The sequence below is a fragment of the Nocardia sp. NPDC056952 genome (assembly GCF_042674185.1).
Lineage (GTDB): Bacteria > Actinomycetota > Actinomycetes > Mycobacteriales > Mycobacteriaceae > Nocardia.
The window spans coordinates 320,434-345,817 of record NZ_JBHURA010000001.1; the positions used below are offsets into that span (position 1 = coordinate 320,434).

General features: G+C 69.2%; 27 protein-coding genes and 2 pseudogenes. 19 read left to right on the forward strand and 10 right to left on the reverse strand.

Translation table 11 applies throughout. The annotated features are described in order from the left end of the window. Nucleotides 1-91 precede the first annotated feature (91 nt). The 3 genes from ACFTS5_RS01420 (at nt 92) to ACFTS5_RS01430 (ending at nt 2,526) form a co-directional block, all read left to right on the forward strand. A complete protein-coding gene (locus tag ACFTS5_RS01420; protein WP_378626573.1) occupies nt 92-544 on the forward strand; it encodes a helix-turn-helix domain-containing protein in 453 nt (150 codons plus the stop codon). A 196-nt stretch (nt 545-740) separates the two neighbouring features. Further along, the gene (pspA, locus tag ACFTS5_RS01425) at nt 741-1,553 is read left to right on the forward strand and encodes a phage shock protein PspA (protein ID WP_378626574.1); all 813 of its coding nucleotides are present in this window, start codon (nt 741-743) and stop codon (nt 1,551-1,553) included. Between the two features lie 97 nt (nt 1,554-1,650). After that, nucleotides 1,651-2,526, forward strand: a complete 876-nt coding sequence (locus tag ACFTS5_RS01430) for a hypothetical protein (protein ID WP_378626576.1) — start codon at nt 1,651-1,653, stop codon at nt 2,524-2,526. A 67-nt stretch (nt 2,527-2,593) separates the two neighbouring features. Here ACFTS5_RS01430 and ACFTS5_RS01435 read toward each other — a convergent pair whose 3' ends face one another. From ACFTS5_RS01435 to ACFTS5_RS01470, 8 genes are all read right to left on the reverse strand, one after another. After that, nucleotides 2,594-4,087 (reverse strand): carboxylesterase/lipase family protein, encoded by a 1,494-nt coding sequence (locus ACFTS5_RS01435; protein ID WP_378626578.1) that lies wholly within the window; start codon nt 4,085-4,087, stop codon nt 2,594-2,596. A gap of 68 nt (nt 4,088-4,155) precedes the next feature. Then, nucleotides 4,156-4,851, reverse strand: coding sequence for a maleylpyruvate isomerase family mycothiol-dependent enzyme (locus ACFTS5_RS01440; protein ID WP_378626580.1), 696 nt, complete (start codon nt 4,849-4,851; stop codon nt 4,156-4,158). A gap of 100 nt (nt 4,852-4,951) precedes the next feature. Continuing rightward, on the reverse strand, nt 4,952-5,701 hold the full coding sequence (locus ACFTS5_RS01445; protein WP_378626581.1) for a GntR family transcriptional regulator: 750 nt from the start codon (nt 5,699-5,701) through the stop codon (nt 4,952-4,954). Nucleotides 5,702-5,720: 19 nt separating this feature from the next. Beyond that, nucleotides 5,721-6,935 carry a M20 family metallopeptidase gene (locus ACFTS5_RS01450; RefSeq protein WP_378626582.1) on the reverse strand — a complete coding sequence of 405 codons (1,215 nt, stop codon included), beginning with the start codon at nt 6,933-6,935 and terminating at the stop codon, nt 5,721-5,723. Continuing rightward, nucleotides 6,932-7,939: an asparaginase gene (locus tag ACFTS5_RS01455; RefSeq protein ID WP_378626584.1), complete on the reverse strand. Its 1,008-nt coding sequence runs from the start codon at nt 7,937-7,939 to the stop codon at nt 6,932-6,934. Before ACFTS5_RS01455 ends, ACFTS5_RS01450 begins: the two co-directional genes overlap by 4 nt. After that, nucleotides 7,936-8,898 (reverse strand): ABC transporter substrate-binding protein, encoded by a 963-nt coding sequence (locus ACFTS5_RS01460; RefSeq protein ID WP_378626585.1) that lies wholly within the window; start codon nt 8,896-8,898, stop codon nt 7,936-7,938. Before ACFTS5_RS01460 ends, ACFTS5_RS01455 begins: the two co-directional genes overlap by 4 nt. 40 nt (nt 8,899-8,938) lie before the next feature. Then, entirely contained in the window at nt 8,939-9,712 is a 774-nt protein-coding gene (locus ACFTS5_RS01465; RefSeq protein ID WP_378626587.1) for an ABC transporter ATP-binding protein, read from the reverse strand. Beyond that, entirely contained in the window at nt 9,709-10,551 is an 843-nt protein-coding gene (locus ACFTS5_RS01470; RefSeq protein ID WP_378626589.1) for an ABC transporter permease, read from the reverse strand. Before ACFTS5_RS01470 ends, ACFTS5_RS01465 begins: the two co-directional genes overlap by 4 nt. Nucleotides 10,552-10,862: 311 nt before the next feature. Between ACFTS5_RS01470 and ACFTS5_RS01475 the strand changes: the two genes are divergently transcribed. Both ACFTS5_RS01475 and ACFTS5_RS01480 read left to right on the forward strand, forming a co-directional pair. Continuing rightward, nucleotides 10,863-11,030 (forward strand): hypothetical protein, encoded by a 168-nt coding sequence (locus tag ACFTS5_RS01475; RefSeq protein WP_378626590.1) that lies wholly within the window; start codon nt 10,863-10,865, stop codon nt 11,028-11,030. A 23-nt stretch (nt 11,031-11,053) separates the two neighbouring features. Then, complete coding sequence (locus ACFTS5_RS01480; protein ID WP_378626591.1) at nt 11,054-11,764, forward strand: PIG-L deacetylase family protein; 711 nt, start codon at nt 11,054-11,056, stop codon at nt 11,762-11,764. A 55-nt stretch (nt 11,765-11,819) separates the two neighbouring features. Here the strand turns inward: ACFTS5_RS01480 and ACFTS5_RS01485 are convergent, their stop codons facing one another. Further along, on the reverse strand, nt 11,820-12,377 hold the full coding sequence (locus tag ACFTS5_RS01485) for an HD domain-containing protein (RefSeq protein ID WP_378626592.1): 558 nt from the start codon (nt 12,375-12,377) through the stop codon (nt 11,820-11,822). A gap of 119 nt (nt 12,378-12,496) precedes the next feature. Between ACFTS5_RS01485 and ACFTS5_RS01490 the strand changes: the two genes are divergently transcribed. The 3 genes from ACFTS5_RS01490 to ACFTS5_RS01500 all read left to right on the forward strand — a co-directional run bounded on the left by ACFTS5_RS01490 (nt 12,497) and on the right by ACFTS5_RS01500 (nt 15,168). Next, nucleotides 12,497-13,648: a glycosyltransferase gene (locus ACFTS5_RS01490; protein ID WP_378626593.1), complete on the forward strand. Its 1,152-nt coding sequence runs from the start codon at nt 12,497-12,499 to the stop codon at nt 13,646-13,648. Nucleotides 13,649-13,742: 94 nt separating this feature from the next. Further along, entirely contained in the window at nt 13,743-13,934 is a 192-nt protein-coding gene (locus tag ACFTS5_RS01495) for a DUF3046 domain-containing protein (protein WP_062988054.1), read from the forward strand. Between the two features lie 7 nt (nt 13,935-13,941). After that, nucleotides 13,942-15,168, forward strand: coding sequence for a phosphotransferase (locus tag ACFTS5_RS01500; protein WP_378626594.1), 1,227 nt, complete (start codon nt 13,942-13,944; stop codon nt 15,166-15,168). Nucleotides 15,169-15,179: 11 nt separating this feature from the next. Here ACFTS5_RS01500 and ACFTS5_RS01505 read toward each other — a convergent pair whose 3' ends face one another. Then, on the reverse strand, nt 15,180-15,695 hold the full coding sequence (locus ACFTS5_RS01505) for a CGNR zinc finger domain-containing protein (protein WP_378628264.1): 516 nt from the start codon (nt 15,693-15,695) through the stop codon (nt 15,180-15,182). 128 nt (nt 15,696-15,823) lie between these two features. Here ACFTS5_RS01505 and ACFTS5_RS01510 point away from each other — a divergent pair, with 128 nt between their 5' ends. From ACFTS5_RS01510 to ACFTS5_RS01560, 11 genes and pseudogenes are all read left to right on the forward strand, one after another. Then, nucleotides 15,824-16,285: a VOC family protein gene (locus ACFTS5_RS01510; RefSeq protein WP_378626595.1), complete on the forward strand. Its 462-nt coding sequence runs from the start codon at nt 15,824-15,826 to the stop codon at nt 16,283-16,285. A 38-nt stretch (nt 16,286-16,323) separates the two neighbouring features. Then, nucleotides 16,324-17,205, forward strand: coding sequence for a pyridoxamine 5'-phosphate oxidase family protein (locus ACFTS5_RS01515; RefSeq protein ID WP_378626596.1), 882 nt, complete (start codon nt 16,324-16,326; stop codon nt 17,203-17,205). A gap of 19 nt (nt 17,206-17,224) precedes the next feature. Then, a complete protein-coding gene (locus tag ACFTS5_RS01520) occupies nt 17,225-17,674 on the forward strand; it encodes a nuclear transport factor 2 family protein (RefSeq protein WP_378626598.1) in 450 nt (149 codons plus the stop codon). Nucleotides 17,675-17,846: 172 nt separating this feature from the next. Continuing rightward, on the forward strand, nt 17,847-18,884 hold the full coding sequence (recA, locus tag ACFTS5_RS01525) for a recombinase RecA (RefSeq protein WP_378626599.1): 1,038 nt from the start codon (nt 17,847-17,849) through the stop codon (nt 18,882-18,884). Between the two features lie 424 nt (nt 18,885-19,308). Continuing rightward, a pseudogene (locus ACFTS5_RS01530) lies at nt 19,309-19,839 on the forward strand (regulatory protein RecX); the annotation flags it as partial. Nucleotides 19,840-20,055: 216 nt separating this feature from the next. After that, a pseudogene (locus ACFTS5_RS01535) lies at nt 20,056-20,214 on the forward strand (recombination regulator RecX); the annotation flags it as partial. Nucleotides 20,215-20,504: 290 nt separating this feature from the next. Continuing rightward, nucleotides 20,505-21,155, forward strand: a complete 651-nt coding sequence (locus ACFTS5_RS01540) for an ABC transporter permease (RefSeq protein WP_378628265.1) — start codon at nt 20,505-20,507, stop codon at nt 21,153-21,155. Beyond that, entirely contained in the window at nt 21,148-22,317 is a 1,170-nt protein-coding gene (locus ACFTS5_RS01545) for an ABC transporter ATP-binding protein (protein WP_378626601.1), read from the forward strand. The genes ACFTS5_RS01540 and ACFTS5_RS01545 overlap by 8 nt, the downstream gene beginning before the upstream one ends. Before the next feature lie 247 nt (nt 22,318-22,564). Then, a complete protein-coding gene (locus ACFTS5_RS01550) occupies nt 22,565-23,338 on the forward strand; it encodes an ABC transporter permease (RefSeq protein WP_378628267.1) in 774 nt (257 codons plus the stop codon). Beyond that, nucleotides 23,335-24,315: a glycine betaine ABC transporter substrate-binding protein gene (locus ACFTS5_RS01555; RefSeq protein ID WP_378626602.1), complete on the forward strand. Its 981-nt coding sequence runs from the start codon at nt 23,335-23,337 to the stop codon at nt 24,313-24,315. The genes ACFTS5_RS01550 and ACFTS5_RS01555 overlap by 4 nt, the downstream gene beginning before the upstream one ends. 174 nt (nt 24,316-24,489) lie before the next feature. Further along, nucleotides 24,490-25,350 (forward strand): 3-hydroxyacyl-CoA dehydrogenase, encoded by an 861-nt coding sequence (locus ACFTS5_RS01560; RefSeq protein ID WP_378626605.1) that lies wholly within the window; start codon nt 24,490-24,492, stop codon nt 25,348-25,350. The last annotated feature ends 34 nt before the right edge of the window (nt 25,351-25,384 follow it).

Here is a 25,384-nt window from a genome sequence, read left to right on the forward strand (position 1 = left end):
CCCGGTTCGGGAACCACCGGTCCATGCTCGACGTTGTGCCAGAAAGAGGTGAGCACCGCTACGGCGGTGACACGAGGTGGAGGAGAACGAGATGACGCTGCTGCGGGAGGCAATCGGGGACAGTCTGCGGCGTGCGCGTCTCGCCCAGCATCGAACGCTGCGCGAGGTGTCGACCTCGGCGCGCGTGAGCCTCGGCTATCTGTCGGAAGTGGAGCGCGGCCGCAAGGAAGCCTCCAGTGAACTGCTCGCCAGCATCTGCGAGGCGCTCGACGTGCCGCTCTCGCGCGTGCTCTGGGACGTGAGCACCCTGATGGCGGGCGCGGACGGCTCCGCGCCGCGCGAACCCGCGCTGACCGGCCCCGCCGCCGAGCGCGAGCCCGCCGAAGCCGAGCCTGCCACCCTGCCCGAACCCGCTGCGGGCGAGGCTTCCGCCTCCGCGAGCGCGGCGGCCGAGCAGGGCGCGCGCATCGGCATCGCCGAAGACACCCGCATCGTCATCCCGGCCCCGAGGGCCGAGATGCTGGTACTGGTGAAGGGAATGTGACGCGGCGAACCCTGCGCCCGGCGCGCGAGACGCTGCACACCGCTGGTGAGAACGGATAGATTCTCATCAGGCGTCGAACGGTCCGGCCACTGCCGGTCCGGGTGCCGCATGGTGAAGGATAAGCACGTATCTGGTGCGTGACGGTCGCGTACCACCAGTCGCACGAGCGACGCACAGATGGAGGCGGGATCAATCGATGGCTAATCCGTTCGTGAAGGCCTGGAAGTACATGATGGCCCTCTTCGACTCCAAGATCGAAGAGCATGCGGATCCGAAGGTCCAGATTCAGCAGGCTATCGAGGAGGCGCAGCGTCAGCATCAGGCGCTGTCGCAGCAGGCGGCGTCGGTGATCGGTAACCAGCGTCAGCTGGAGATGAAGCTGAACCGCCAGCTCGACGAGGTCGAGAAGCTCAACGCCAACGCCCGTCAGGCCGTCACCCTGGCCGATCAGGCACAGGCGGCGGGCGACACCGAGAAGGCGATCCAGTACACCAACGCCGCCGAGGCGTTCGCCGCCCAGCTGGTCACCGCCGAGCAGTCGGTGGAAGACCTCAAGGTGTTGCACGATCAGTCCCTGCAGGCCGCCGCACAGGCCAAGAAGGCGGTCGAGCAGAACGCGATGATGTTGCAGCAGAAGGTCGCCGAGCGCACCAAGCTGCTCAGCCAGCTCGAGCAGGCCAAGATGCAGGAGCAGGTCTCGGCCTCGCTGCAGCAGATGGATTCCACCCTGTCCGCGCCGGGCTCCACGCCCAGCCTGGACGCCGTGCGCGACAAGATCGAGCGCCGCTACGCCAACGCGCTCGGCTCGGCCGAGCTGGCGCAGAACACGGTGCAGGGTCGCATGATGGAGGTGCAGCAGGCCAGCGTCCAGATGGCCGGGCACAGCAAGCTCGAGCAGATCCGCGCCTCCATGCGCGGTGACGCGTTGCCCACCGGCAACAACAACTCGGCGATCAACCCGGCCGCACCGGCACCGAACATCGACAAGGGCCAGGCGGCTCAGCAGTAGTACGTGATCCGGCGACGGCGCGGAAACCGGCGGCAACGCCCGTGGCCGCGCCATCAACGGTGTGGCGTGACGACCGGCATACGGGGGAAGGACACCGATGAGCGGGAAAATGCGGCGCGACCGTGCCGAGATCGTGGATCCGGCGGCGATCGCGCAGGCCGCGACGGCAGGTTCGGTGCCCGCGACCCTGCGTGGGGTCGGTGAACAGGCACTGGTCGCGGTGCGACGCTGGGCCGATCCGCGTGAACGTGAGCTGCGCCGTCGGCGCCGGGTGCGCAGGCGCAGTTTTCAGCTCGGCACCGCCTCCGGTATCACCACGGTCGGCGCGGTCGGCTTGGCCGTGATCTCCGCGCCCGCCTGGGCGGTCGTGGTGATCGGTGGTGGCGCCATCGCCTTCGTCACCGGTACCGCTCTCAGCGCGCGCCGCTACCTGGAGTTGCGCAACAAGCCTTTGCCCCAGGCGGCTTTCGTCGCCCGCAAGTCGCCCGGCCTGCGATCGGCCGCGCGCGCCCCCATCCAGCGCCTGATCCGTGCCGAACGGGCGCTCTACGACCTCGGCGCCCAGATCGCGCGCACCCGCCGTCTCCCCGAAGACGAACTGCGCGACCTGCTCGAGACGGCCCGCTCCGGCGCGGCCGCCCTGCACGCGCTCGCCACCGACGTAGTCGCCATGGAACAGGCCGCCGACACCGTCGGCCGCGCCAACCCCGACACCGTCGCGGCACTGAAAACCACCGTCGCCGGCGTGCTCACCCGCCTGGAGACCGGCGTGGTCGAGTACGAACAGCTCGTCGCCGCCGCGGCCCGCATCCTCGCGGTTCCCGAGGATTCGGTCCTGGCGTACCAGTTCAACGGCATCGTCGCCGATCTTCGTGAAGCCGCCGACCGCCTCGACGGCTGGGCCCAAGCCCTCACCGAGATGGCCGACCAGGGCCCCGACTTGTTCGCCGGCGGAACGGATTCCGTCCGCTAGCCCCTCTCGGACCACCGCGACTTTTGATCGGCACGCCGGTCCGGGACGCGGCGTGCCGACCGGAGGGTCAGGCTGGGGCGATGGCCTTGCGCAGGGCCGCGAGTTCGGTGGCGCGGGGATCGGTGACGGTGACGGACTCGGGGTTGTTGAAGATCCGGACGTTCTTCTCGTCGGTCGTGAACGGGGCCCAGCCGGTGGTGCCGTCGATGGCGAAAGCGACCCAGGCGGCGTGGATTTCGTCGGCCAGTGCCTGGGGCGGGGTGGGCCCGGTGAGGGTATGCGCGTCGTCGATAGTGTCGAAGACGAACGGAACTTCCAGGACGTGGCAGGCGCCGAGGCCGGGAAGGCCGGTGGGCCAAGCGAATTCGTACACGTGGGCGGGGGCGGTGGCGGCGCAGGCCTCGGCGAAGTCGTAGGTGCCGGAGCGGAAGCTCATGTCGGTGAGGACGGCGTTGAAGATCTCGGCGGGGGTGGCATCCGGGCGCTCTGTCGAATAGACCTGGGCGACAGCGGGATCGATGCCGTAGCGGGTGAGGACGAACGGCAGGGTGTCGGCGGTGATGGCGGCGGCGAGCCCGGCCGGGACGGTGAAGAAGCGGAACTCGTCGGCGGTGGTGCCCGCGATGAGGGGGACCGCGCGATCCGGATGGGCGCGCAGCACCTCCGTCGGCGGGCCCTCGACGATGTCGTTGTCGATCACCGGGAACAGGCTCATGATGCCGCCGCCCAGCTGGATCACCGAGGCGCCCCAACGCTGCGGGTCGGGGTCGGTCATCACAGCCAGCGCGACGGCATTCTGCGCGGTGCGCAACTCGTCCGGGCCCAGCTTTCCGAAATCCTGCGCGGTAGGCGATATTTCGAGCTCGGCGGCCAGCGCGGCGGACACCTTGCGCGCGTCCTCGGGATCGGCGGCGACCGCACCGTTGCCGCTCTGCATGATCGCCCGGCGGAACAGCCCGGCCGTGTGCGGTGCGGCGATCAGCGCCGCGACACTCATTCCGCCGGCGGACTCACCGAAGATCGTCACATTGTCCGGGTCGCCACCGAAGGCGGCGATGTTCTCGCGCACCCAGCGCAAGGCGAAGATCTGGTCGTGCAGACCGCGATTCGACGGTGCGCCTTCGATCTCGGCGAAACCCGACACACCGAGCCGGTAGTTGATCCCCACCATCACCACGCCGTCGCGCGCGAACGCCGACCCGTCGTAGATTGCCCGGGCGTTCGACCCGCGGACGAACGCGCCACCGTGAATCCACACCAGCACCGGTAGACCCGATGCGGCGGAGTCGGGCGTCCACACGTTCGCGTTGAGGTACTCGTCGCCAGGGATGCCGTCACTGCCGATGAGGGCGTGGATCGGTGCGGGATACGGCGTCTGTGCGCAGGTGGCGCCCATGTCGGTCGCGTCTCGCACGCCTTCCCAGGCCGGCGCGGCCTCCGGGAGCTGGAAACGTTTCGGCCCGACCGGCGCCGCCGCGTACGGCACCCCGAGAAAGCGGGTGATCCCGGCCTCGGTGTGGCCGCGGATCGCGCCGCTCGTGGTCGTGACGATGGGTTCCATGACAAGTCCTCCTACGCGCGGTGAGCCCCGATTATGGGCGCTTGTCCGGTTCGCCGTCAGTCGTTTGCCTACGGAACGAGCGGTCCGGCCAGTACTCGTTCGCCCGCCGCGCGGTCGCCGTCCCAGGTGAACTCCGTGTCGTCGCCGGATTTGCGCCCCCACAGGGCCAGGAGCAGGTCCGACGCGGTACCCGCCAGCTCCGCCACCGGCTCGCCCGGACCGTAGGTCCAGGTGCCGCCGGTATCGGTGGCCCGCAGCCGCAGCGCCACCTCGGGTTCGACCGCCAGGCCGCGGTGGATCATCCGGGGCGCGAACAGTGTGAAGACCTCGTCGATGCCGTCGACGGCGAGATCGGGGTCGAACGGGTCGGCCTTGCCGAGCGCGTTCTGACCGTCCCACAGGTGCATGAGGGTCTCGTGGGCGCGGCGCCGCCGCCAGAAACCCACCGTGCGCGGCATGGACCGGGTGAAGGTCCAGGCCTCCTGGTTCTCGTCCGCGGACAGCGCCGACACCATGGCGTCGGCGGTCGACTCGTACCACTCGCGCAGGGCCGTGGGATCTCTCGGCGCGGGCTCGCCCTCGAAATCGCCGCGCAGCTCGGCCACCGCGGTGACCACCCACAAATTGCCGCGCCCCACGTGGTCGACGAGGTCGTAGAACGCCCAGTCGCCGCAGGACGGCACCGGCGCGGCCAGATCGGTGTCGGGAGTGATGAGCTCACCGAAGGCGGTGAGCTTCGCACAGAGCAACGCCAAGTAGTCCATGCCGATCACGGTAGCCCGGCACTCGACGCGCTGCCGGTCGGCTGTACCGCGAGACGAGGCGGGCGGCGTCATCGGGCACTTCGGATGTGCTGTTCGCCCGTCAGGTCGTGGGCGCGGACATGCGCAAGGTGATCCGGTCACCGCGCATTCGGACGAATTCCAGGCAGGCCGGTGAACCGTCGCTGAGCCGCGTCGTGCGCTGCAGGACGAGTAGGGCGCTGCCCGGCGTCACGCCGAGCAGCGCCGCGCAGTGTTCGTCGGCGTTGACCGCGTCGAGGTTGATCGAGACGGTGGTGAGGCGGTCGTCGGCCGCGCGCTCGATCAGCGCGAAGAGGTCTTCGGTTTCCAGATCGGCCTGCAGGAGCGCGGTGCCGATGTCGAGTGGCAGGTAGGTGAGATCCAGGGAGATCGGTTCCCCGTCGACCCGACGCAGGCGTTCGATGTAGCAGACGTGCGCGCCCGGCCCGAGTCCCAGTGCGGTCGCGACCGCGGTCGGCGGACGCACCTGGCCGGCGGTGCGGACTTCGTTGACGACGGTCCCGTGCCCGCGCAGCGAGGCGGCCAGACCCCGGGTGGCGGCGATGGTGTGTTCGAGCTTGGGCCGCCGCACCACCGTGCCGACGCCGGGCAGCCGGTCGACCAGTCCTTCGCGCCGCAGGATCTCCAGCGCCTCGCGAATGCTGTTGCGCGACACACTGAATTCGCGCTGCAAGACGGCCTCGGCGGGCAACTTGGCCGCGACGGCACCCTGGGCGATCTGCTGACGCAGCACGTCGGCGACCTGCCTGGCCCGATCCGAACGCGACCGCCGCCCGGGGTGCGCGCGGATCGGGTCGGGCCGGTGTGTCACGCGCCGAGCATAACCAGCGTCATCCCGGCTGCCGCAGATACCGGCCGACGGCGGCGGCGAGCGCTTCGGCGGCGAACTCCATCGTGGTGATGCCGATGCTCTCGTCGTAGACCGCCCAGCCGTCGTCGCCCGGTCCGAAGGTCACCGCGGGGATGCCCGCATGCCGGAATCGGATGGTGTCGCAGTAGGCGGGTTTGGTGTAGGTGCGGGCTGGTCCACCGCCTGCGTCGTGGTAGCCGGCCCTGAGCGCGGCGACGATCGGTTCGTCGGCATCGAGGGGCTCGGTGCCGGGGACGAAGGTCGGTCCCGGCGCGTAGGTGACGTGGACATCGGTGCCCGCCGTCGGATGGTCGCGGGCGATGTCGGCGATCCGTTGCAGCAGCTCGGCGCGGTTCACCTCGGGTCCGAGCCCGACGACGGCGATCCGGGCCGACGCGGTGAGCGGGGTGAACTGCGCCATTCCCGCCTCGCCCGCATCGAGCCCGACCACACTGTGTCCCCAGCCCTCGGGGAGTGCGCTCAGGCCGCCGAGCACCGTGAGCAGGGCGTGGGCGGCGTTGATTCCGGTATCGGGTCGCCAGATGTGGCTGGAGCGGCCGCGGACCTCGATGTCGATCAGCGCGTGCCCGGTGTGCTGGGTGGCGATCGCGACGCCGGTTCCCGACTCGTCGGTCCAGGCGGTGGGCTCCACGGTGATGCTCGCGTCCGCGCGCAGCCCGTGTTGCTCGAGCAGATACAGCGCGCCTTCGACGCCGTTGCGTTCCTCGTCGACGGTCAGCGCCACCACCAGGGTGCCCGTCTCGGGCGGTTCGGCGCAGACCCGGGCGACCGCGCTGAGCAGGGTGGCGAGGTTGCCCCGGGTGTCGGAGGTTCCGCGCGCGTACACCCGGCCGTTCGCTACCACTGCGCGGAAGGGGTTGTCGCACTTGGTCCATCGGCTCGGCGGACCGGAGGGGTAGGTGTCGAGGTGATCGTTGAGCAGCAGGGTGGGCCCCGGTCCGAATACCTTGGTGGCGAGCAGATTGGCGCGCGTCGGAGTTCGTCCCACGAGCCGGGTCTCGAAGCCCAGTTCGGTGAGCAGCGGTGCGATCTCCTGCGCGGCCCTGGTCTCCTCGGGTGGTCGGGCAGGCCCGTCGAGACTGTTCTCGCACCAGGGCTGTCCGGCGGGGACCAGCAGTTCGACGAGTTCGGTAAGGCTCAGGGCGGCCAGGCGGGGGGTGTGCACGATGGTCACGTCAGCGACTCCAGATGGTGGATGAGGGTGGACCGCACCGCGTTTCCGGTCAGTCCACGGGACACGGCGACGGTGAGGAAGACCCGCACCTGGTGCGGGGTGATGCGATCGGCGAGCACGATGCCCGCCTCGACGAGTTGTCCACCGCCGCCGCGATAGCCGTAGACCGCGGCGGTGCGGCTGTCGGCGGCACGGGTGGCGACCACGACGAGGGTGCCCGCGGCGGCCAGTTCGATCGCTGTGGAGGCGAGTGCGGGCGGCAGATTCCCGGCCCCGTTGCCCGCGATCACCACCGCGTCGGCGTCCACCGCGACCGCCCGGAGCGCGCGGTCGCCGGCGCCCAGCGCCGCCCCTACCAGCGGGACCCGGGCGATGCGAGCGCCCGGCGGCCCCAGCACCGTCGCCGGCGCGGGCGCCGGGTGCTCGGCCGTGACGACGGCACCCTCGTTCGTGGCCGACGCCGACCGCGCGATGGGGCCTTTCACCTGACCGAGGGCAGGTCGGCCGGGGGTGGCGAACGCGTCGAGACCGATGCCTGCCACCTTCTGGACGCCGCGTCCGAGCCAGATCGCCCCGGCGAACGCGACCACCGGTTCGGTCGACACCGGTGTGTCGACGGCGGCGAGGGCGGCCCGCAGATTCGCGACGGCATCGGAACCGGGTTCGCCGCCGGGTTCCATCGAGCCGGTCACCACCACGGGCACCGTCCACGGCCCGGTGTAGGTGAGCCAGGCGGCGACCTCCTCGATGGAATCGGTACCGGTGGTGACGATCAGCCCGGTGCTGCCCCGGTACTGCGCGGCCGTCATGGCGGTGTACAGGTCACGCAGGTGTTCGAAGTCGACTTCGGAGCCGCCGACCCGAGCCACCTCCACGGCGTCGAGGACCGGATCGCCGCCGAGTAGTCCGGCGACGCCGACGGCATCGAGGGTGGGCACGGCGAGACCGTCGACCAGCCGCATGCTGATGGTGCCGCCGAGAGTGAACAGCGTGGGGGCGCTCATGACCGCGGCAGGGCGCTCGCGTCGAGCAGGCGCGGGTAGTCGGCGGCGGGGACGGCCGGATCGAGATAGTTCTTCGAGCGTGCCCACCGGGCGAGCGTGTCGAGCTCGCCTGCCAGCTCCGGGCGCAGTTGCAGCGTGAAATCGAACTCGCGCAACACCTTCTCCACCAGGGCGGGTGCGAGTTTCGTCGCGTCGGCGACCGCCGCGACGGCAGCCGCATCGTGCTCGGCGAGCGCGGTGCCCGCCTCGGCGATGGCGTCGAAGAACTTGCGGAACGTCGCGGCCTTCTGCTGGGCGACGCCCGCCTGTGCCAGGTACAGGCTGTGCTGGCGGTACGGGTCGGCGGTCACGTCCAGCTCCACCGCGTCGCCGCCGAGCACTTCGATGGCCTGGGTCTGGTAGGGCTGGAAGATCGAGACGGCGTCCACATCGCCCTTGCTGATCGCGGTGGTGATCGTCGCGGGCGCCACCTGGACCAGTTCGGCCTCGACTCCGGCGCCTGCCAGCGCCTTCGCCGCGAAATAGGCGGCACTGGTGCCCAGCGGTGTGCCGATCTTCTTGCCGGCCAGCTGGTTCAGGTTCTCGATGCCGCGCCGGGCGACGATCCGCGACCCCGTCCAGCGTGACCCGTCGGCCACCACCCGCAGATCGCCGGACTTGGCCAGCGCGCTCGCGGTCGGAACATCGGCGGCGGTGGTGATGTCGACCTGACCGCCCTGCAACGCCTGCAAGGCCTGTACACCGGTCGAGAAGTTCACCACTCGCACGGTGACCCCGTGCCGGGTGAAGATGCCGCCCTGCTGAGCGACCGGGATCTGCGCCCACGACGGGTCGACGACGAAACCGACGGTGAGTGTGTCGGTTCCGGTGGCGGCATCGCCGGCGCACCCGGCCAGTGACAGGGCGGCGGTGGCGGCGACGAGCAGGGCCGCGCAGGCTCTGCGCAGTGATCCGGACATGGGTGACCTCCGAGAGTGGTTCGGTACGAAAAGAAGTGGTTCAGTGCGAGAGGAGAGCGTCCGCGTCGACCCGCAATTCGGCGTGCAGACGGCGACGCAGTGCGCTGTATCCCGGCAACTCGGCGAGCCGGTCGGCGGGCCGCGGACGGGGCAGCGGGTTGTCGAACCGGGCCCGGATGGTGCCCGCGCCGAGGACGACGAAATGGTCGGCCAGCCGGATCGCCTCGTCCACGTCGTGCGTCACGAACAGCACCGTGCGGCCCGAACTCGCCCACAGCTCGGTCACCAGATCCTGCATGTGCAAGCGAGTTTGGGCGTCCAGCGCGGCGAAGGGTTCGTCCATCAGCATCACCTCCGGGTCGCCGGCGAGCATTCGTGCGACACCGACTCGCTGGCGCATACCGCCGGACAGTTCGTGCGGTCGACGGGTGGCGACGTCGGCGGGCAGGTGCACCGCGGCGAGCAGTTCCGCGATCCGTGTGGGCCGTGCCCGCCGCGGCATACCCGCGGCGCCGAGGACGAAGTCCAGGTTGGCGCGCACACTGCTCCAGGGGAACAGCACGTCACGCTGGAACACGACGCCGCGTCGTGGCGTCGGTCCGGTGATCGGTACCCCGTTCTCGGTGACGACTCCGGAGTCGGGTCGGCGCAGGCCGGCGAAGCAGTCGAGCAGGGTCGATTTGCCGCAGCCGGACGGCCCGACGAGCACGGTGCACGAGCCGGCCGCGACGGTGAGCGAGAGATCGTCGAGGACAGGGGTGTCGCGGCGGGCGAATCCGACGGTGACGCCGCTCGCGGTCAGGGTGATGCTCATCGTTCTTCCTTGTCCCAGCCGATGAACGGGGCCGCTGCCCGCGCCACCACCTGATCGCACAGCACCCCGAGAACTCCCAGCACCAGCAGGCAGAACAGCATGCGATCGACTTGCGAGAACAGTTGCGCCTGGGCGATGCGATAACCCAGTCCCTCGGTGGTCCCCGCCATTTCCGCGACCACGATCAACACGAATGCGGTGGCGGTACCGACCCGCAATCCGGTGACGATATCGGGAAATGCCTCGGGTAGCACCACCCGAATCAGCGTGCGCCAACGGGAAGCGCCCGCGCAGCGCGCGACTTTCAGGAAATCGGCGGGTGTCGCCGAAAGTCCGGAATGGGTATTGATCCACACAGGGACGAACACACCGAGCGCGATCACGAACTGTTTACTACCTTCGCCGAGCCCGAACCACAGAATGGCCAGGGGGACCAGCGCGACCGTCGGCACCGGCGCGAACAATCGCAGCACCGGCTGCACGACCAGACGGCCCACCCTGGTGGTGGCGGTGAGTGCGCCCACCGGGATCGCGACCAGCACACCCACCGCGAAACCCCGGACCACCCGGTCGAGGCTGGCCAGTGAATCCGCGCGCAGGGTTCCGTCGCGCCACATCGCGGCGCCGGCCGAGACGATCTCGTCGAGGCCGGGAAACAATACCGCCGGGAAAATTCCCCATCTTTCGATCGCGGTCCAGATCAGCGCCACGGCGAGAATGCCGATTCCCGCGGTGAGCGTCCGAGCCAAGGGGACGGAAATCACGGTGAGTGCGTGGCGCCGCGGTGATTCCGCCGTTGATATCCCCGCGGCGGGTATTTCGAGGGTTTCCGTTGTCACGGGCTGTCCCACCTTTCCTGCGTCAGGAATGTTATAGAGCGGCGGTATTACGCCGAGGTGTCCGTGAACAGGTCCGGCGTGCTACGCCACCTGCGCACCCGGGAACCGGCCGATGGCGGGCACGCGAGGGCACGGATACGCCACCGGATTCACCGTGATCCGAAACGTCGTTGCGCTGCGCCCGCGATCTCGGGGTGAACCCTGATCTACACCCGGATATCGGTGCTGACCTGGTGATCTATTGCTCGCCGGGTGGGAGGATCGAAGGTGTCGGATCGCTGGACGGCGGTCGCAGAGGTGAAGGAGTCGTCATGGTCTTGAAAGTCATCGGCATCGTCGTGGTCGCGGTGATCGCGTTCTGGATTCTCGGCGCGCTGATCGAGGCGCTGATGCCCATCCTGGTGATCGGGGCGATCGGCACCGGCGTGTACCTGCTGTACAAGGCGATGTCGGGGAGCGACAAGACCCCGATCAGTTAGTCGCCTGTGGTTAGCATGGCGGGGTGGAACAGGTACCCGAGGACTGGCAACGCGGACTGGTGATCGTCGCGCACCCCGACGACATCGAATACGGCGCCGCGGCGGCGGTCGCGCGATGGACGGGGCAGGGCAAGGACATTCGCTACCTGCTCGTCACACGCGGCGAGGCGGGGATCGCCGGGATGCCACCCGCGCAGGCCGCGCCGTTGCGGGAGATCGAGGAGATCTCGGGCGCCCGTGAGGTCGGCGTGCACACCGTCGAGTTCCTCGACCATCCCGACGGCCGCATCGAGGAAGGTCTGCCGCTGCGAAGGGAACTCGCCGCCGCGCTGCGCAGGCATCGCCCGGAGATGGTGGTGCTGTTCAACTTCGGCGACACCTGGGCGCCCGGCGTGGTCAACAGTGCCGATCACCGGGCTGTCGGCCGATCGGCGATGGACGCGATCTCCGACGCGGGCAACGAGTGGATCTTCCCCGAAATCGCTGATCTGCCACCGTGGTCGGCGCGGTGGGCTGCCGTGGTCGGTCCGGTGGCCACCCATGCTGTCGACGTGAGCGCTCAGCTGGAGCAGGCGCGCGCGTCGTTGTCGGCGCATCGGCGCTATCTGCAGGTGCTGAGCCCGGTGCCGGTGGAGGAGCAGGTGCGCGAGATCGTCAGCTTCGCCACGGGTCCCAAGGAAGGGTTCCCCGCCGAACACGCCGTCGGGTTCGAACTGTTCACCTTCGGCGGCTGATCAGCGAACACATCTCGATGATGTTGCGGTGCAGGAGCGATGGGTGGCGTCGGCATCAGAGCCGTCGGGCCGCGACGCGCTCGACCGGTGGCCGCCAGTCCTGAAGCGGGGCGACTCGGAGGCCGACCACCTTGCCCGCGTCATCAGCCCTGCGCAGCGCCAGGGCCGCGGTGAAGTCGGGGTCCGCGCGGAACGCCTCGGTCTCGGCGGGTGTCATCGGCCCGCCCTGCGCGATGAGCGTGCGCCGACTCGATGCCGACAAACCGGCGGCGTGGGTGGAATCCGTTGCCACCAGAAAGCGTTTCGCGCTCACGTGTAGTTCGATCAGGCGCGCTACCCGGGGGCCGAGCAGCGCGCGCACCGCGTCGGCTCCGTGCCTGCCGTGGCCCGCGTCGTCACCGGGGAGCAGTACGTGGCCGATGTCGTGCAGCAGACCCGCGACCTGGAGCTCTTCGTCATCGGGGAAGTCGCGGCGGAGCAACTGCGCGCACTGGCGATCGTGATCGAGGATGTCGACCGGATCGCCGGTCCGGTCCGCGGTATCCCAGGCGTCGGCGCACCGCTCGAGCAGCGCGAACAGGTCGTCGACAGTGTCGATACCGGGGTGTCGCACGTGCTCGCTCCTGGTGGTGTCGCTGGGACGGATCGGTCTCGCGGCGGTCAAGATAGCGCAGAAATCGTCGATCGGTCGTCCGAGGTGGGCGGGGCCTGGAGGTATGGCAGGGTGGGCGGATGCGAATAGCTGTGGTGGCCGGGCCCGATCCAGGGCATGCGTTTCCCGCGATCGCGTTGTGTCTGCGATTGCTGGCCGCGGGCGACGAACCCGTGTTGTTCACCGGGCCGAGATGGCTGGATCAGGCACGCTCGGCGGGGATCAGCGTGCGCAAGCTCAAGGGTCTCGCGCCGCGCCCCACCGACGACGACACCGACGCGGGCGCCCGGATCCACGAGCGCGCCGCCCATATCGCCACCGAGAACCTGCCCGAACTCAGCGCGATGCTGCCCGACCTGATCGTCTCCGACGTCCTCACCGCCGGCGGCGGGATGGCGGCCGAGCGGCTGGGTCTGCCGTGGGTCGAGTTGTCACCGCACCCGCTCTACCTGCCGTCGAAAGCCTTGCCGCCCATCGGTAGTGGCCTGGCACCGGGGGAGGGTGTGCGTGGCCGGATGCGCGACGGTGTCCTGCGCACGATGACCGCGCGCGCGGTCCGCGCCGGACATCGTCAGCGTTCGGCGGCCCGCGAAACCATCGGCCTGCCCGCCGAGGACCCCGGCCCCGCCGCCCGCCTGGTCGCCACCCTGCCCGCGCTGGAGATGGACCGCCCGGACTGGCCCGCCGACACCCACGTCGTCGGGCCGCTGCTGTGGGAACCGACCGATGCCGTACTTCCACTGCCTCCCGGCGATGCGCCGTTGGTGATGGTGGCGCCGTCGACCGCGCACACCGGCGTCGCCGACATGGCCGGCGTCGTCTTGTCCGGTCTGGCCGGACTCGGTGTGCGCGCTGCGATCTCGACCCTGGACACCCCACCGGCGGACCTGCCGGAGTGGGCCACCGCCGGCCTCGGCCGTCAGGACGAACTGCTCACGCACGCCGCGGTCGTCGTCGGCGGTGGTGGCCACGGCCTGCTCGCCAAATCCCTGTCCGCGGGCGTGCCGGTGGTGACCGTCCCCGGCGGTGGTGACCAGTGGGAGCTCGCCAATCGCGCGGTGCGGCAGGGCAGTTCGGTGCTGGTGCGTCCGCTCACGCCCGAGGCGGTCGGCGCCGCGGTGCGGCAGGTGCTCGACGGTCCCGCCTATGCCGAAGCGGCTCGTCACGCCGCCCTCGGTCTGGCCGAGGTCGAGGACCCGGTCCAGATCTGCCACGACGCAGCGAAGCGGTAGCGGCCCGTCGGGCGTCGGCCGGGTAGGCCGGTGGCCCATCGTGGCCCGAGCGGGGCCCTGTCGGCGTTCGCCGAGCGCGAGTATCTTGGGCAACGTGCGATTGACCGAATTCCAGGAGCTGATGCACACCGAGTTCGGCGTGGCGCGCGCCGACGCCATGCTGACCGATCACGTGATACCCCAGCTGGGGCGCACGGGCGCGGTGGCGATCGACAACGGCGTCGACCCACGCGACGTGTGGCGGGCGCTGTGTGCGGACTTCGACGTACCTCCGAACCGGTGGTGACCAGGCCATGGCCGTGACAGCGCAGAACTCGGACACGCGACCGTATCGGTTCGACGAGCGGCTGCGGATGATCCCGGTAGACGCCGAGACGCTCGCGGCCAGGGTCGCCCTCGCCGACCCGCACGATTTTCCCGGCCTGCGCAGGCTCGGCATCGCGCTGATGCTGCTGGGGCGCTACGACGAAGCCCTCGACCGGCTCGATCAAGCCCTCGAACTGGCCGACACCGAGCGGCGCCGGATCACCGTCTGGATCAACCTGGCCGATGTCTACCGGTATCACGGCGAGCCGGGGCACGCCGAGATCCTCTACCGCCGGGCGCTGCACGCCAGCCGCGCGCTCGACCCCGAACTCGTCTCCTTCGCCGCCCATCACCTGGGCAAGTCACTGGCCGAACAGCACCGTCCGCTGGAGGCGCGCGAGCTGCTCAACGAGGCCATGCGGCTAAGGGTGGCCGACGGCGATTCCGAACTCATCGAGTCCACCCGCGCGGCCCTCGACCATCTCGACGAGCTGGCCGTGCCGCTGCCGCCGGTGATCGAGGAGCTGCTCGGGCCGGTGCCGGAGTGGTCCGACGATCACGAGGGCTGCGACGGGAACCTGGTGCGGTCGGGTGGGTACTGGATCAAGCGTGGTCCGCGGGCGGTGGCCGAGCACGCCCGGCTGACCTGGTTGCGCGACAACGGGATCGCGGTGCCGGACGTGGTCGCGTTCGCCGAGGACGTTCTCGTTCTCGCGGATGCGGGTGGTTCGCTCGCCGGACAGACCGATCCGGCCGAAGTCGGTGCCCAGATGGGCCGCGCCCTGCGGTCGTTGCACGACCTCCCGGTGCCGAGCTGCCCCTTCGAGGGTGGTCTGGATCTCAGCCTCGCCCGTGCCCACCGCCATGTGGTCGAGGGGTTCGTCGACCCCACGGATTTCGACGACGATCATCGCGACCTCGCACCTGCCGCGATACTCGAGCGTCTGCGGGAGCGGCGGCCGGCCACCGAGGATCTGGTCGTCACGCACGGCGATTTCACGCCGGGCAATGTGCTCACCGGCGGCCTGCTCATCGATGTCGCGACGCTGGGCGCCGGCGACCGCTATCGCGATCTGGCGCTGGCCGAGCGCGACCTGGCCGGGGACTTCGGCGTCGCGGCGGTCACGGCGTTCTACGCCGCCTACGGCCTGACCGAACCCGAACCCGATCGTGCCAAGCTCGACTACTACCGGCTGCTCGACGAGCTGTTCTGACGAGGCGCTGCTCAGCTGGTCTTGGCGTAGTGGCGCGCGGCCTTGGTGCGGTTGCCGCAGGTCGCCATCGAATGCCAGCGGCGGGTGCCGTTCTTGGACGTGTCGTAGAAGAACAACACACAGTCGGGGTGCGCGCATTGGCGGATCCGCTGCGGTGCCTGCGCGATCAGGTGCAGCAGATTGTCGGCGGCGAGCCAACCGGGTAGCCACGCCGGGTCGTCGACCTCGGGGATGTCTCGTGGCCCCTCGTCGGTCAGTTCACGGCGGATCCGCCCGTGGTCGAGGACCTTGTTCAGTGCGGTGTGGTCGGCGCGAGTGACGGCGTCGTGGACGGCTGCGCGTGCGGTGTGCAGCGCGGTGAGGGAGTGGTCGTCGGCGGGTACGCGATCGGCGAGCCCGATGAGCTCCAGCCAGGTGCGCAGCCCGTCGAGATCGGCGAGCAGATCGCCGGGTTCGGCGCCGGCCCACCGGGTGTTGAGCAGGTCGAGAGCAGGGGGTTCGCCGGTGTGCGGACGGGGATCGCGCATGCCCGAGGTTATCAACACGCCCCTCCTAACTGTCTAAAAGTCTTTCAAGGGTTGACGAAGCGGTGAGCTCATTCTATGTTCTAACTGTTCAACAACCGATAGGCAGTTAATCATTCCGGGAGGAAACCATGACCACCGTCGCCGCACCTGTGCTCACCACCGGTCATATCGGACTCAACGTCGCCGATCTCGACCGTTCCGTCGACTTCTACCGCCGTGGCCTCGGCTTCGAACAGCTCGGCACCGGCGCCGACGGCGAGCAGCGCTGGGCCTTCCTCGGTCGGGGCGGTGTGCTGGTGCTCACGCTGTGGCAGCAGAGCACCGGCGCATTCTCCACCAGCACACCGGGCCTGCATCACCTGTCGTTCCAGGTCGACGATGTCGACACGGTGCGTGTCGTGGAGTCGGCGCTGCGCGAAGTCGATGCCGAGTTCTTCCACCACGGGGTGGTCGCTCACGGTGAGGGCGCGTCCTCCGGTGGCATCTTCTTCGCCGATCCCGACGGCATCCGGCTCGAGGTGTACGCGCCGCTGGATGCCGACACCGCTCCCGCGCCGGCCGGGCCTGCCCCGACGTGCGGATTCTTCTGACCCCCGGGCAATTCACGTCGTAGACAGGAAGGGCGAGGATGTTTCACTCCGGAGAGCTGGCCGTGCAGCGACGCATGGGGCAGTCCGACGCGGCTGCTCGCGTCGGCCGTTCGATCCGAACCGGGATTCCGGCGGTCGCCGCGTCCTTCCTGGCCGAGCAGTCGATGGTGGTGCTCGGCGCCGCCGATCCGGCGGGGCGGCTGTGGGCGAGCCCGCTCACCGGTCCCGCCGGGTTCGTGCACGCGATCGATGACGTGACCATCGACATCGACACGCTGCCCGAGACGGCTGATCCGCTCTCGGCGGCACTGGCGGGCGACGTCGAGGTCGGGCTGATCGCCCTGCAGCCGCAGCGCCGCAGGCGAATGCGCGTCAACGGCACGTCGGCGGTACGCGACGGCGGAATGCGGATCACCACCGAGCAGGTCTACGCGAACTGCCCGAAGTACATCTCGCGCAGGCAGATCCGGGAGGTGTCCGCCGCCGGAGAGCCCGGCCCGGTGTGGCGCGGCACGGCGCTCACGCCCGCCGCGGTCGAGATGGTGGGCGCCGCCGACACCTTCTTCGTCGCCACCGCCGATGGTGACGGGCACGCCGACGCCTCGCACCGCGGCGGCAATCCCGGTTTCCTGCAGGTGCTGTCGCCGGCGCGGCTGCGCTGGCTGGACTATCGCGGCAACTCGATGTTCATGACGCTGGGCAACCTCGCCGTACAACCGCGCTGCGGGCTGCTCGTCGCCGATTGGTCGACCGGCGCGCTGCTCCAGCTCACCGGCCGCGCCGAATTGATCTGGGACAGCGCGGCATTCACAATCGGTGCGCAGTGCGCCGTCGACTTCACCGTCGAGGAGGCGATCGAACGGCCCGGTGCGCTCGCTGTGCGCTGGGGGCCGCCCGAGCTCTCCCCGAACAACCCCTGATCACACCGAAAGGCCTTCCATGCGTCCACCATTGCCACCCTTCGACCTCGACTCCGCGCGCGCGAAGGTGCTCGCCGCCGAAAATGCCTGGAACACCCGGGATCCCGAACGCGTCGCCGCCGCGTACACCGAGGATTCGAGCTGGCGTAACCGCGACGAGTTCTTCACCGGCCGTGCCGCGATCGTCGACTTCCTCACCCGCAAGTGGTCGGCCGAGAACGGCTACGCGCTGCGCAAGGATCTGTGGGCTTTCCACGACAACCACATCGCCGTGCGCTTCCAGTACGAGTGGCACGACGAGTCGGGGCAGTGGTGGCGCAGCTACGGCAACGAGCAGTGGGAGTTCGCGGCGGACGGGCGGATGGCGCGGCGTGAGGCCAGCATCAACGACGTGCGCATCGAACAGTCGCAGCGGCGGATCTTCGGGCCACGCGCCGAGGGCGACGACTCGGTGCTACCGCAGCACTGAGGACCGGTTTCGCTCCCGGATTGCTGGTCGGAGCGGCTGCTTCGCGTGTTGGTGGGCGCGTCGCTTGACTCGAATGGGTGTTCGACTAACCTGGGCGCCAGAACTTGTCGGTGCCGGCCTCTACTGTGGGCGCCAACCAGAGAGACACTCACCTCGAGAAGGGGCACACATCATGGCACCGCAGGCCTACGATCGCGACAAAGCGCTGGAACTGGCACTGGCGCAGGTGGAGAAGAGCTTCGGTAAGGGCGCGGTCATGCGCCTGGGCGAGGAGACCCGCCAGCCGATCGCGGTCATCCCGACCGGCTCCATCGCGCTCGACGTCGCGCTCGGGATCGGCGGGTTGCCGCGCGGTCGCGTCGTGGAGATCTACGGCCCGGAATCCTCGGGTAAGACCACCGTCGCGCTGCACGCCGTCGCCAACGCCCAGGCCGCGGGCGGTGTCGCCGCCTTCATCGACGCCGAGCACGCCCTCGACCCCGACTACGCCCGCAAGCTGGGCGTCGACACCGACGCGCTGCTGGTCTCCCAGCCGGATACCGGTGAGCAGGCCCTGGAGATCGCCGACATGCTGGTGCGCTCCGGCGCCATCGACATCCTCGTCATCGACTCCGTCGCCGCCCTGGTGCCGCGCGCGGAAATCGAAGGCGAGATGGGCGACAGCCACGTCGGCCTGCAGGCCCGCCTCATGAGCCAGGCGCTGCGCAAGATGACCGGTGCGCTCAGCAACTCCGGCACCACCGCCATCTTCATCAACCAGCTGCGCGAGAAGATCGGCGTCATGTTCGGCTCCCCGGAGACCACCACGGGTGGTAAGGCGCTGAAGTTCTACGCCTCGGTCCGCCTGGACGTGCGCCGCATCGAGACCCTCAAGGACGGCAGCGACGCGGTCGGCAACCGCACCCGCGTGAAGGTGGTCAAGAACAAGGTCGCCCCGCCGTTCAAGCAGGCCGAGTTCGACATCCTCTACGGCCACGGCATCTCCAAGGAGGGCTCGCTCATCGACATGGGTGTCGAGCACGGCTTCATCCGCAAGTCCGGCTCCTGGTACACCTACGAGGGCGACCAGCTGGGTCAGGGCAAGGAGAACGCCCGCAAGTTCCTGCTGGAGAACACCGACGTGCGCGACGAGGTCGAGAAGAAGATCAAGGAGAAGCTGGGCATCGGCGCCGTCCTGACCGCCGAAGCCGACGCGCCCGCCGACTTCTGAGCCGATGACCACGCCGAGCCCCGGCGGCCACCGCGATTCGGCCGACCCGGTCGAACAGATGCGCAGGCAGCTGGCTCGCCTCGGAATCGAGGTCGAGCCGGAGCCGGTCACAGCGCCCGCGGTAGGGCGCGGCAGGGGCACGGCCGATGGACTCGTCCGGTCGGCTCGTGACACACGGGCCGACCTGGACGCGGAGAGGATTCGGTCGGGTGCGGGCGATCCGCAGCGCGCGCACCCGACCGGATTCACCGATGGTGACAAACCACCGCATTTCGCTGCGCGGGTTGGTGATGATCATGAAGAGTGGGGGAGTGCGGGTCGGCGACGACCCCGCGGCGCACGACGCGAACGCAAGTCCGCGCGGCGCGACGAAGTCTCCCTGTCGACCGTCGTCGGTGGTGACGACGGACGGCAGGCGGATCCGGTGGCGGCCGGATCCCAGCCGGGAGAGCCCGACAGGCGGGCCGGCGCACGCCGGCTCGCCCCGGGCGACCGTCCCGATGCGACCCTGGAACAGGCCAAGGACGTGTGCCTGCGATTGCTCTCGGTGCGTGCTCGCAGCCGCGCCGAACTGGAGAAACGACTCGGCGAGAAGGGGTTCCGCGTCGAGGTGACCGAGGCCGCACTCGAACGGTTCACCGAAATCGGCCTGATCAACGACGCCTCGTTCGCTGAACAGTGGGTCCACGAACGGCACACCTACTCCGGCCGGGGTAAGAAGGCTCTCCAACGTGAGCTGCGCGAGAAGGGCGTCGCCCCGGGCGACGCGGAAGAGGCGTTGTCGATGGTCACCGACGACGCCGAAAACGCTCGCGCCGCCGACCTGGTCCGCCGAAAACTGCGCACTCTTCCCCGGGAGATAGAACGCGACAAGGCGGTCCGCCGCCTCGTCGGCATGCTCGCCCGCCGCGGCTACGACCAATCCACCGCCTTCGCCGTCGTCACCGCCGAGTTGGACGAAGCAGGGTTCGAACGCACCGCGCCCCGGCCCACCCGTGCTGCCGGCGCGGGCGAGCAGGCGCCGCCTGCCGACGCGGCAGGTGGCTCGTGGCAGACACGCCGTTCGCTGCCGCGCGGTGCTGGTCTTTCGGGTGCCGACGAAACCGTCGATGAGACGGACGAAGCGGACAGCGCCCGCCCTTCGCGCCCGACTCCCGGCGACGAACAGGCCGCGATCGACCTGGTTCGGCGCAAACTCCGTTCCATGCCCGCCGATCTGGACCGCACCAAGGCGACGCGACGCCTGGTCGACATGCTCGCCCGCCGCGGCTACAGCGCGTCGACGGCCTTCACGGTGGTGAAAGCGGAACTGTCGCAGGCGGATCAGTGAGGTCCGCATGGACGCGGCACTACGCGCCGACCCGTTCCAAAAGTATCGCGGGGGCTCGGAGTAGGCCGTGGTGCGACAAGGTTTTCGACTGCGGAGACAAGCGCCGAACTGCCGCGAGGGCTGTACGCGGCGCGTAAGATGATCACGCTTGGCGAAACCTGGTTCAGCGCAGGCTGATTCGCCGCATCGGTGACGATGCGGATGTGGGGACGGGATGTTTCACCCGGTTCGGGGTGGGAAATCCGGGGAGCAGGGCCGTAGGCGGCCGCCGAACGACGGGGAGGTGGACTCTGGACGCGTTGTGGTCGTTCGTGGTGAACCGGCGGGAGCAATTGCTGGTCGATTCCTATCTGCATGTGTCGGCGGTGGTGCAGTCGCTGGTGCTGGCGACCGTGATCGCCGTGGCACTCGGGATACTCGTGTATCGAAGTCCGCTCGGGTCAGCTGCCGCTACCGCGATGGCGGGGGCGATTCTGACGGTGCCCTCGTTCGCGTTGCTCGGGTTGCTGATTCCGTTTCTCGGGCTCGGTGTCGGGCCGACGATCGTGGCCCTGGTGCTCTACGCGCTGTTGCCGATCCTGCGGAACACGGTGCTCGGGTTGTCGTCGGTGGATCCGGCGGTGACCGATGCCGCGCGCGGTGTCGGGATGAACCGGTTGCGCCTGCTGACCAAGATCGAACTGCCGCTGGCCTGGCCGTCCATTCTCACCGGAATGCGGGTCAGCACCCAGATGATCATGGGCATCCTGGCGCTGGCGGCCTACGCGAAGGGGCCCGGCCTCGGCAACGTGATCTTCTCCGGACTCTCCCGCCTCGGCAGCCCGAACGCGGTGCCGCAGGCACTCACCGGCACCGTCCTCATCGTCGTGCTCGCACTCGCACTCGACGGCGTCCTGGTTCTGCTCGGACGGCTCACTATTCCGAGGGGAATTCGTGACTGACATCGAAACCACCAAGGCGACAAGCGCTTCCGCGGTCTCCGGGGTCGAGATCGTCCTCGACCGGGTCACCAAACGCTATCCCGAACAGCCCGAACCCGCGGTCGAGGAGGTCTCCATGACCATCCCGGCCGGGGAGATCGTGGTGCTGGTCGGCCCGTCCGGCTGCGGCAAGACCACCACCATGCGGATGATCAACCGGCTGATCGAACCCACCTCGGGCACCGTCACCATCGGTGGCCGCGATGCGGGCGCGATCGACGCCGACGAATTGCGCCGCGGCATCGGCTATTCGATCCAGCAGGCCGGGCTGTTCCCGCACATGACCGTCGCCAAGAACATCGCCACGGTGCCCGGCCTGCTCGGCTGGGACCGCCGCCGCACCGCCGAGCGCACCGACGAGATGCTCACCCTCGTCGGCCTCGACCCCGACACCTACCGCAACCGCTACCCCCGCCAGCTCTCCGGTGGACAGCAGCAGCGCGTCGGCGTGGCCAGAGCGCTGGCGGCCGACCCGCCCGTGCTGCTCATGGACGAACCCTTCGGCGCGGTCGATCCGATCACCCGGGGGCTGCTGCAGGACGAATTGCTTCGTCTGCAAAGCGAACTCGGCAAGACCATCGTCTTCGTCACCCACGACTTCGGGGAAGCGGTGAAGCTGGGCGATCGCATCGCCGTCCTCGGCGACCGATCCCGCATCCTGCAATACGACACCCCCGCCGCGATCCTGGCGGCCCCCGCCGACGAGACGGTCGCCGGGTTCGTCGGCGCGACCGCCACCATCGACCGCCTCGGCCTCACCGTCCTCGCCGACCTCGACCTGGACCAGGGCATCACCGCCACCGACGACACCACCCCCGCGGTCTTCACCGCTGCCCTGCGTGACGCGGACCGCACCTGGGGCATCGTCCTCGACGCCCAGCGCCGCCCGCTCCGGCGCGTGACGACCGGCGAACTCGCCCACGCGGATTCGCCGCGCGACCTCGGCACCCCGATCGGCACCACCCTCCCCGCCGACGCCACTCTGCAAGACGCGCTGGCCGCGCTGCTCACCGAACGCACCGCCTCCGCCGTCGTCGTCGACAACACCGGGACCTACGCCGGAACAGTCACCGTCGATACCCTTATCAACCACCTCGCCGCCACCGAATCGGCGCCGGCATGACGACCGCATCGCACCGATGGCCGGCCTCCTACGAACCTGCGGTGCCCGCGGGCTGTGCCGCGCATGATCGTGGTCCACACAGGGTGTGGCTGGTTCTCGCTGGTTCGGTGTCGGCGAGCCGAACCAACCCGATCCCGGGAGTCCGTGGTGTCGGAGCACAGTGGTCAGCGCTACGGTCACTGGTCGAATCGGACCGGGTGAGGAGATCGATATCGTGACGAATTCTGTCGCCACCCATTCACGTTCGATCGTCGACGTCCCCGCCGCGACCGCTGCCCCAGCTACCCAGCGGCGCGCGGAATACCTCCGCCTGCTGGCTCAGCCGGTGCTCGTGCTGATCCTCACCGTGGGGGTGCTGGTCTGGGCGTTCCGGCGCGATCTCACCGTCACCCAGCAGGCCAGCATCAGCGTGAGCAATGTCGCCCAGGTGACCTGGCAGCACATCTTGATCACGGCGGCGGTCGTGCTCATCGTCGTGGTGCTGGCCGTGCCGCTCGGGACAGTGCTCACCAGGTCCCGATTCCGCCGTCTGGCACCAATTTTCGTCGGCGTCGCCAATATCGGCGCATCGGCTCCGGCGATCGGGCTGATCGTGCTGTGCTACCTGGTCACCCGCACCACCGGGTTCTGGGTGGGTGTCGCGCCGATCGCGTTCTGCTCGCTGCTGCCGGTGCTGCGCAATACGATCCTGGGCTACCAGGAGGTCGACCCCGCCCTGATCGATGCGGGCCGGGGGCAGGGCATGTCGGCGGGACTCGTGTTGCGCCGCATCGAGTTCCCGCTCGCGGTGCCCTACATCCTGGCGGGCCTGCGGACGTCGTTGGTGCTGGCCGTCGGCACCGCCACCCTGTCGTTCATGGTGAGCGCGGGTGGACTCGGCATTCTCATCGACACCGGCTACAAACTGCGCGACACCGTGACCCTGACGCTCGGCGCGGTGCTCGCCGTCGCGCTGGCGCTGTTCGTCGACTGGCTGGGCGCACTGGCCGAACAGTTCCTCGGTCCGAGGGGGTTGCGGTGAGATTCACCGGATTGTTGCGCGGGCTGGCCCCGGTCCTGAGCGTGCTGGTGCTCGCGAGCTGTGGTCTGCAGTCGGGCGGTTCGGTGCCGCTGCCCGTGGGACCGGGCAGTATCGGGCCGGTGCCAGAACTCGACGGTGTCGCGGTGACGGTGGGCTCCAAGGACTTCACCGAGGCCAACATCCTCGGCTTCATGATCGAATTCGCCTTGACGGCCGCGGGCGCGAATGTGCGTGACCTGACCAATATCCAAGGCTCCAACAGCCTGCGCGACGCGCAACTGAACGGCCAGATCGACATCGCCTACGACTACACCGGCACCGGCTGGATCAACTACCTCGGCAAGGAGAAGCCGATCCCGACCGAGGCGGCGCAGTTCGACGCGGTCCGTGACGCCGACCTGGCCGAACACAACATGGTCTGGGCGGCGATGGCGCCGATGAACAACACCTACGCCCTCGTTACGAGCAAGGGCACCGCCGAGGAAACCGGCGTGCGCACGCTCTCGGACTACGCGAAACTCCTCGCGAAAGATCCAGGCGCGGCGGCCACCTGTGTCGGCACCGAGTTCAACGTCCGCCCGGACGGCTATCCCGGTCTGGCCGCCGCCTATGGGATCGACCAGGGCAAGGCCCAGCGCCAGATCGTCCAGGACGCGCTCGTCTACCAGGCCACCGCCGACGCGAAGCAGTGCCGCTTCGGCTCGGTCGCGGCCACCGACGGCCGCATCCCCGCGCTCGAACTGGTGCTCCTCGAAGACGACAAGGCCTTCTTCCCGAAGTACAACGCATCGCTGGTCATGCACCGCGACTTCGCCGACGCGCACCCCCAGGTCGTACAGGTGATGGCACCGATCTCTGCCCGCCTCACCAACGAGGTGATCACCGAACTCAACCGTCAGGTCGACATCGACGGTCGTGAACCCGCCGATGTCGCCCGTGACTGGATGGTCGCCGAGGGCCTCGTCACCGCCGGCTGACCCGCTGTGCCGGTTTGCCGAACTGTTACCAGCATCTGCCCGACATGTCCGGAACGCGTGGGTCGCTCACACCAACGCCTCAGCTTCTCGGTCCATGATGGACGGCGGTAGAGACACCGGAAACCAGGACGCGCAGCGGTGGGGGTGCCCGCGTCCAGACTGGGAGGCTGACGCATGACCATCGAATTCCGCAAGGTGACAGTCCTCGGGACGGGGGTGCTCGGATCCCAGATCGCGTTCCAGACCGCCTTCCACGGGTTCGACGTCACCGCCTACGACATCGACGACGCGGCGCTCACCGCCGCACGCACCCGATTCGATGGACTCGCCGCGGTGTATCAGCAGGACGTGGCAGGCGCCGATGCGAGCAACACCGCGGCGACCGCGGCGCGCATCACCCTGACCACCGACCTGGCCACCGCGGCGGCCGAGGCGGACCTCATCATCGAGGCGGTGCCGGAGGTACTCGAGATCAAGCGCGACCTGTACGGCAAGCTCGGTGCGCTCGCGCCCGAACGCACCGTGTTCGCGACGAATTCCTCGACGCTGCTGCCCAGCGACATCGTCGACTACACCGGGCGCCCCGATCGGTTCCTGGCGCTGCACTTCGCCAACCACGTCTGGAAGTTCAACACCGCCGAGGTGATGGGCACCGAACGGACCGATCCGGCGGTGTTCGCCGCCGTGGTCGAGTTCGCGAAGGCCATCGGCATGGTGCCGATCGAATTGCACAAGGAGAAGGCGGGTTACGTTCTCAACTCGCTGCTGGTGCCGTTCCTGAATTCCGGAATCGAGCTCGCCGCGGGCGGATACGCCGAACCCGCCGCGGTCGACGAGACCTGGCGCATCGCCACCGGCGCGCCCATGGGCCCGTTCCAGATCCTCGACATCGTCGGCCTGACCACTCCGTACAACATCCTGATCAACGGCAGCGACGCCCACAAGAAGCTCGCGGCCTGGCTCAAGGAGAACTACATCGACAAGGGCAAGCTCGGTGCCGCCACAGGAGAGGGGTTCTACCGCTACAGCGAATAGTCCCGCTCGACTTTCCGGAACGGACAGAGGAGAC

Bases quoted from the DNA above. Each gene is read 5' to 3' on its own strand.
- ACFTS5_RS01420 (WP_378626573.1), top strand. From the start codon at position 92: ATGACGCTGCTGCGGGAGGCAATCGGGGACAGTCTGCGGCGTGCGCGT.
- pspA (WP_378626574.1), top strand. From the start codon at position 741: ATGGCTAATCCGTTCGTGAAGGCCTGGAAGTACATGATGGCCCTCTTC.
- ACFTS5_RS01430 (WP_378626576.1), top strand. From the start codon at position 1,651: ATGAGCGGGAAAATGCGGCGCGACCGTGCCGAGATCGTGGATCCGGCG.
- ACFTS5_RS01435 (WP_378626578.1), bottom strand. From the start codon at position 4,087: ATGGAACCCATCGTCACGACCACGAGCGGCGCGATCCGCGGCCACACC.
- ACFTS5_RS01440 (WP_378626580.1), bottom strand. From the start codon at position 4,851: ATGGACTACTTGGCGTTGCTCTGTGCGAAGCTCACCGCCTTCGGTGAG.
- ACFTS5_RS01455 (WP_378626584.1), bottom strand. From the start codon at position 7,939: ATGAGCGCCCCCACGCTGTTCACTCTCGGCGGCACCATCAGCATGCGG.
- ACFTS5_RS01460 (WP_378626585.1), bottom strand. From the start codon at position 8,898: ATGTCCGGATCACTGCGCAGAGCCTGCGCGGCCCTGCTCGTCGCCGCC.
- ACFTS5_RS01465 (WP_378626587.1), bottom strand. From the start codon at position 9,712: ATGAGCATCACCCTGACCGCGAGCGGCGTCACCGTCGGATTCGCCCGC.
- ACFTS5_RS01475 (WP_378626590.1), top strand. From the start codon at position 10,863: ATGGTCTTGAAAGTCATCGGCATCGTCGTGGTCGCGGTGATCGCGTTC.
- ACFTS5_RS01490 (WP_378626593.1), top strand. From the start codon at position 12,497: ATGCGAATAGCTGTGGTGGCCGGGCCCGATCCAGGGCATGCGTTTCCC.
- ACFTS5_RS01500 (WP_378626594.1), top strand. From the start codon at position 13,942: ATGGCCGTGACAGCGCAGAACTCGGACACGCGACCGTATCGGTTCGAC.
- ACFTS5_RS01505 (WP_378628264.1), bottom strand. From the start codon at position 15,695: ATGCGCGATCCCCGTCCGCACACCGGCGAACCCCCTGCTCTCGACCTG.
- ACFTS5_RS01510 (WP_378626595.1), top strand. From the start codon at position 15,824: ATGACCACCGTCGCCGCACCTGTGCTCACCACCGGTCATATCGGACTC.
- ACFTS5_RS01515 (WP_378626596.1), top strand. From the start codon at position 16,324: ATGTTTCACTCCGGAGAGCTGGCCGTGCAGCGACGCATGGGGCAGTCC.
- ACFTS5_RS01520 (WP_378626598.1), top strand. From the start codon at position 17,225: ATGCGTCCACCATTGCCACCCTTCGACCTCGACTCCGCGCGCGCGAAG.
- recA (WP_378626599.1), top strand. From the start codon at position 17,847: ATGGCACCGCAGGCCTACGATCGCGACAAAGCGCTGGAACTGGCACTG.
- ACFTS5_RS01560 (WP_378626605.1), top strand. From the start codon at position 24,490: ATGACCATCGAATTCCGCAAGGTGACAGTCCTCGGGACGGGGGTGCTC.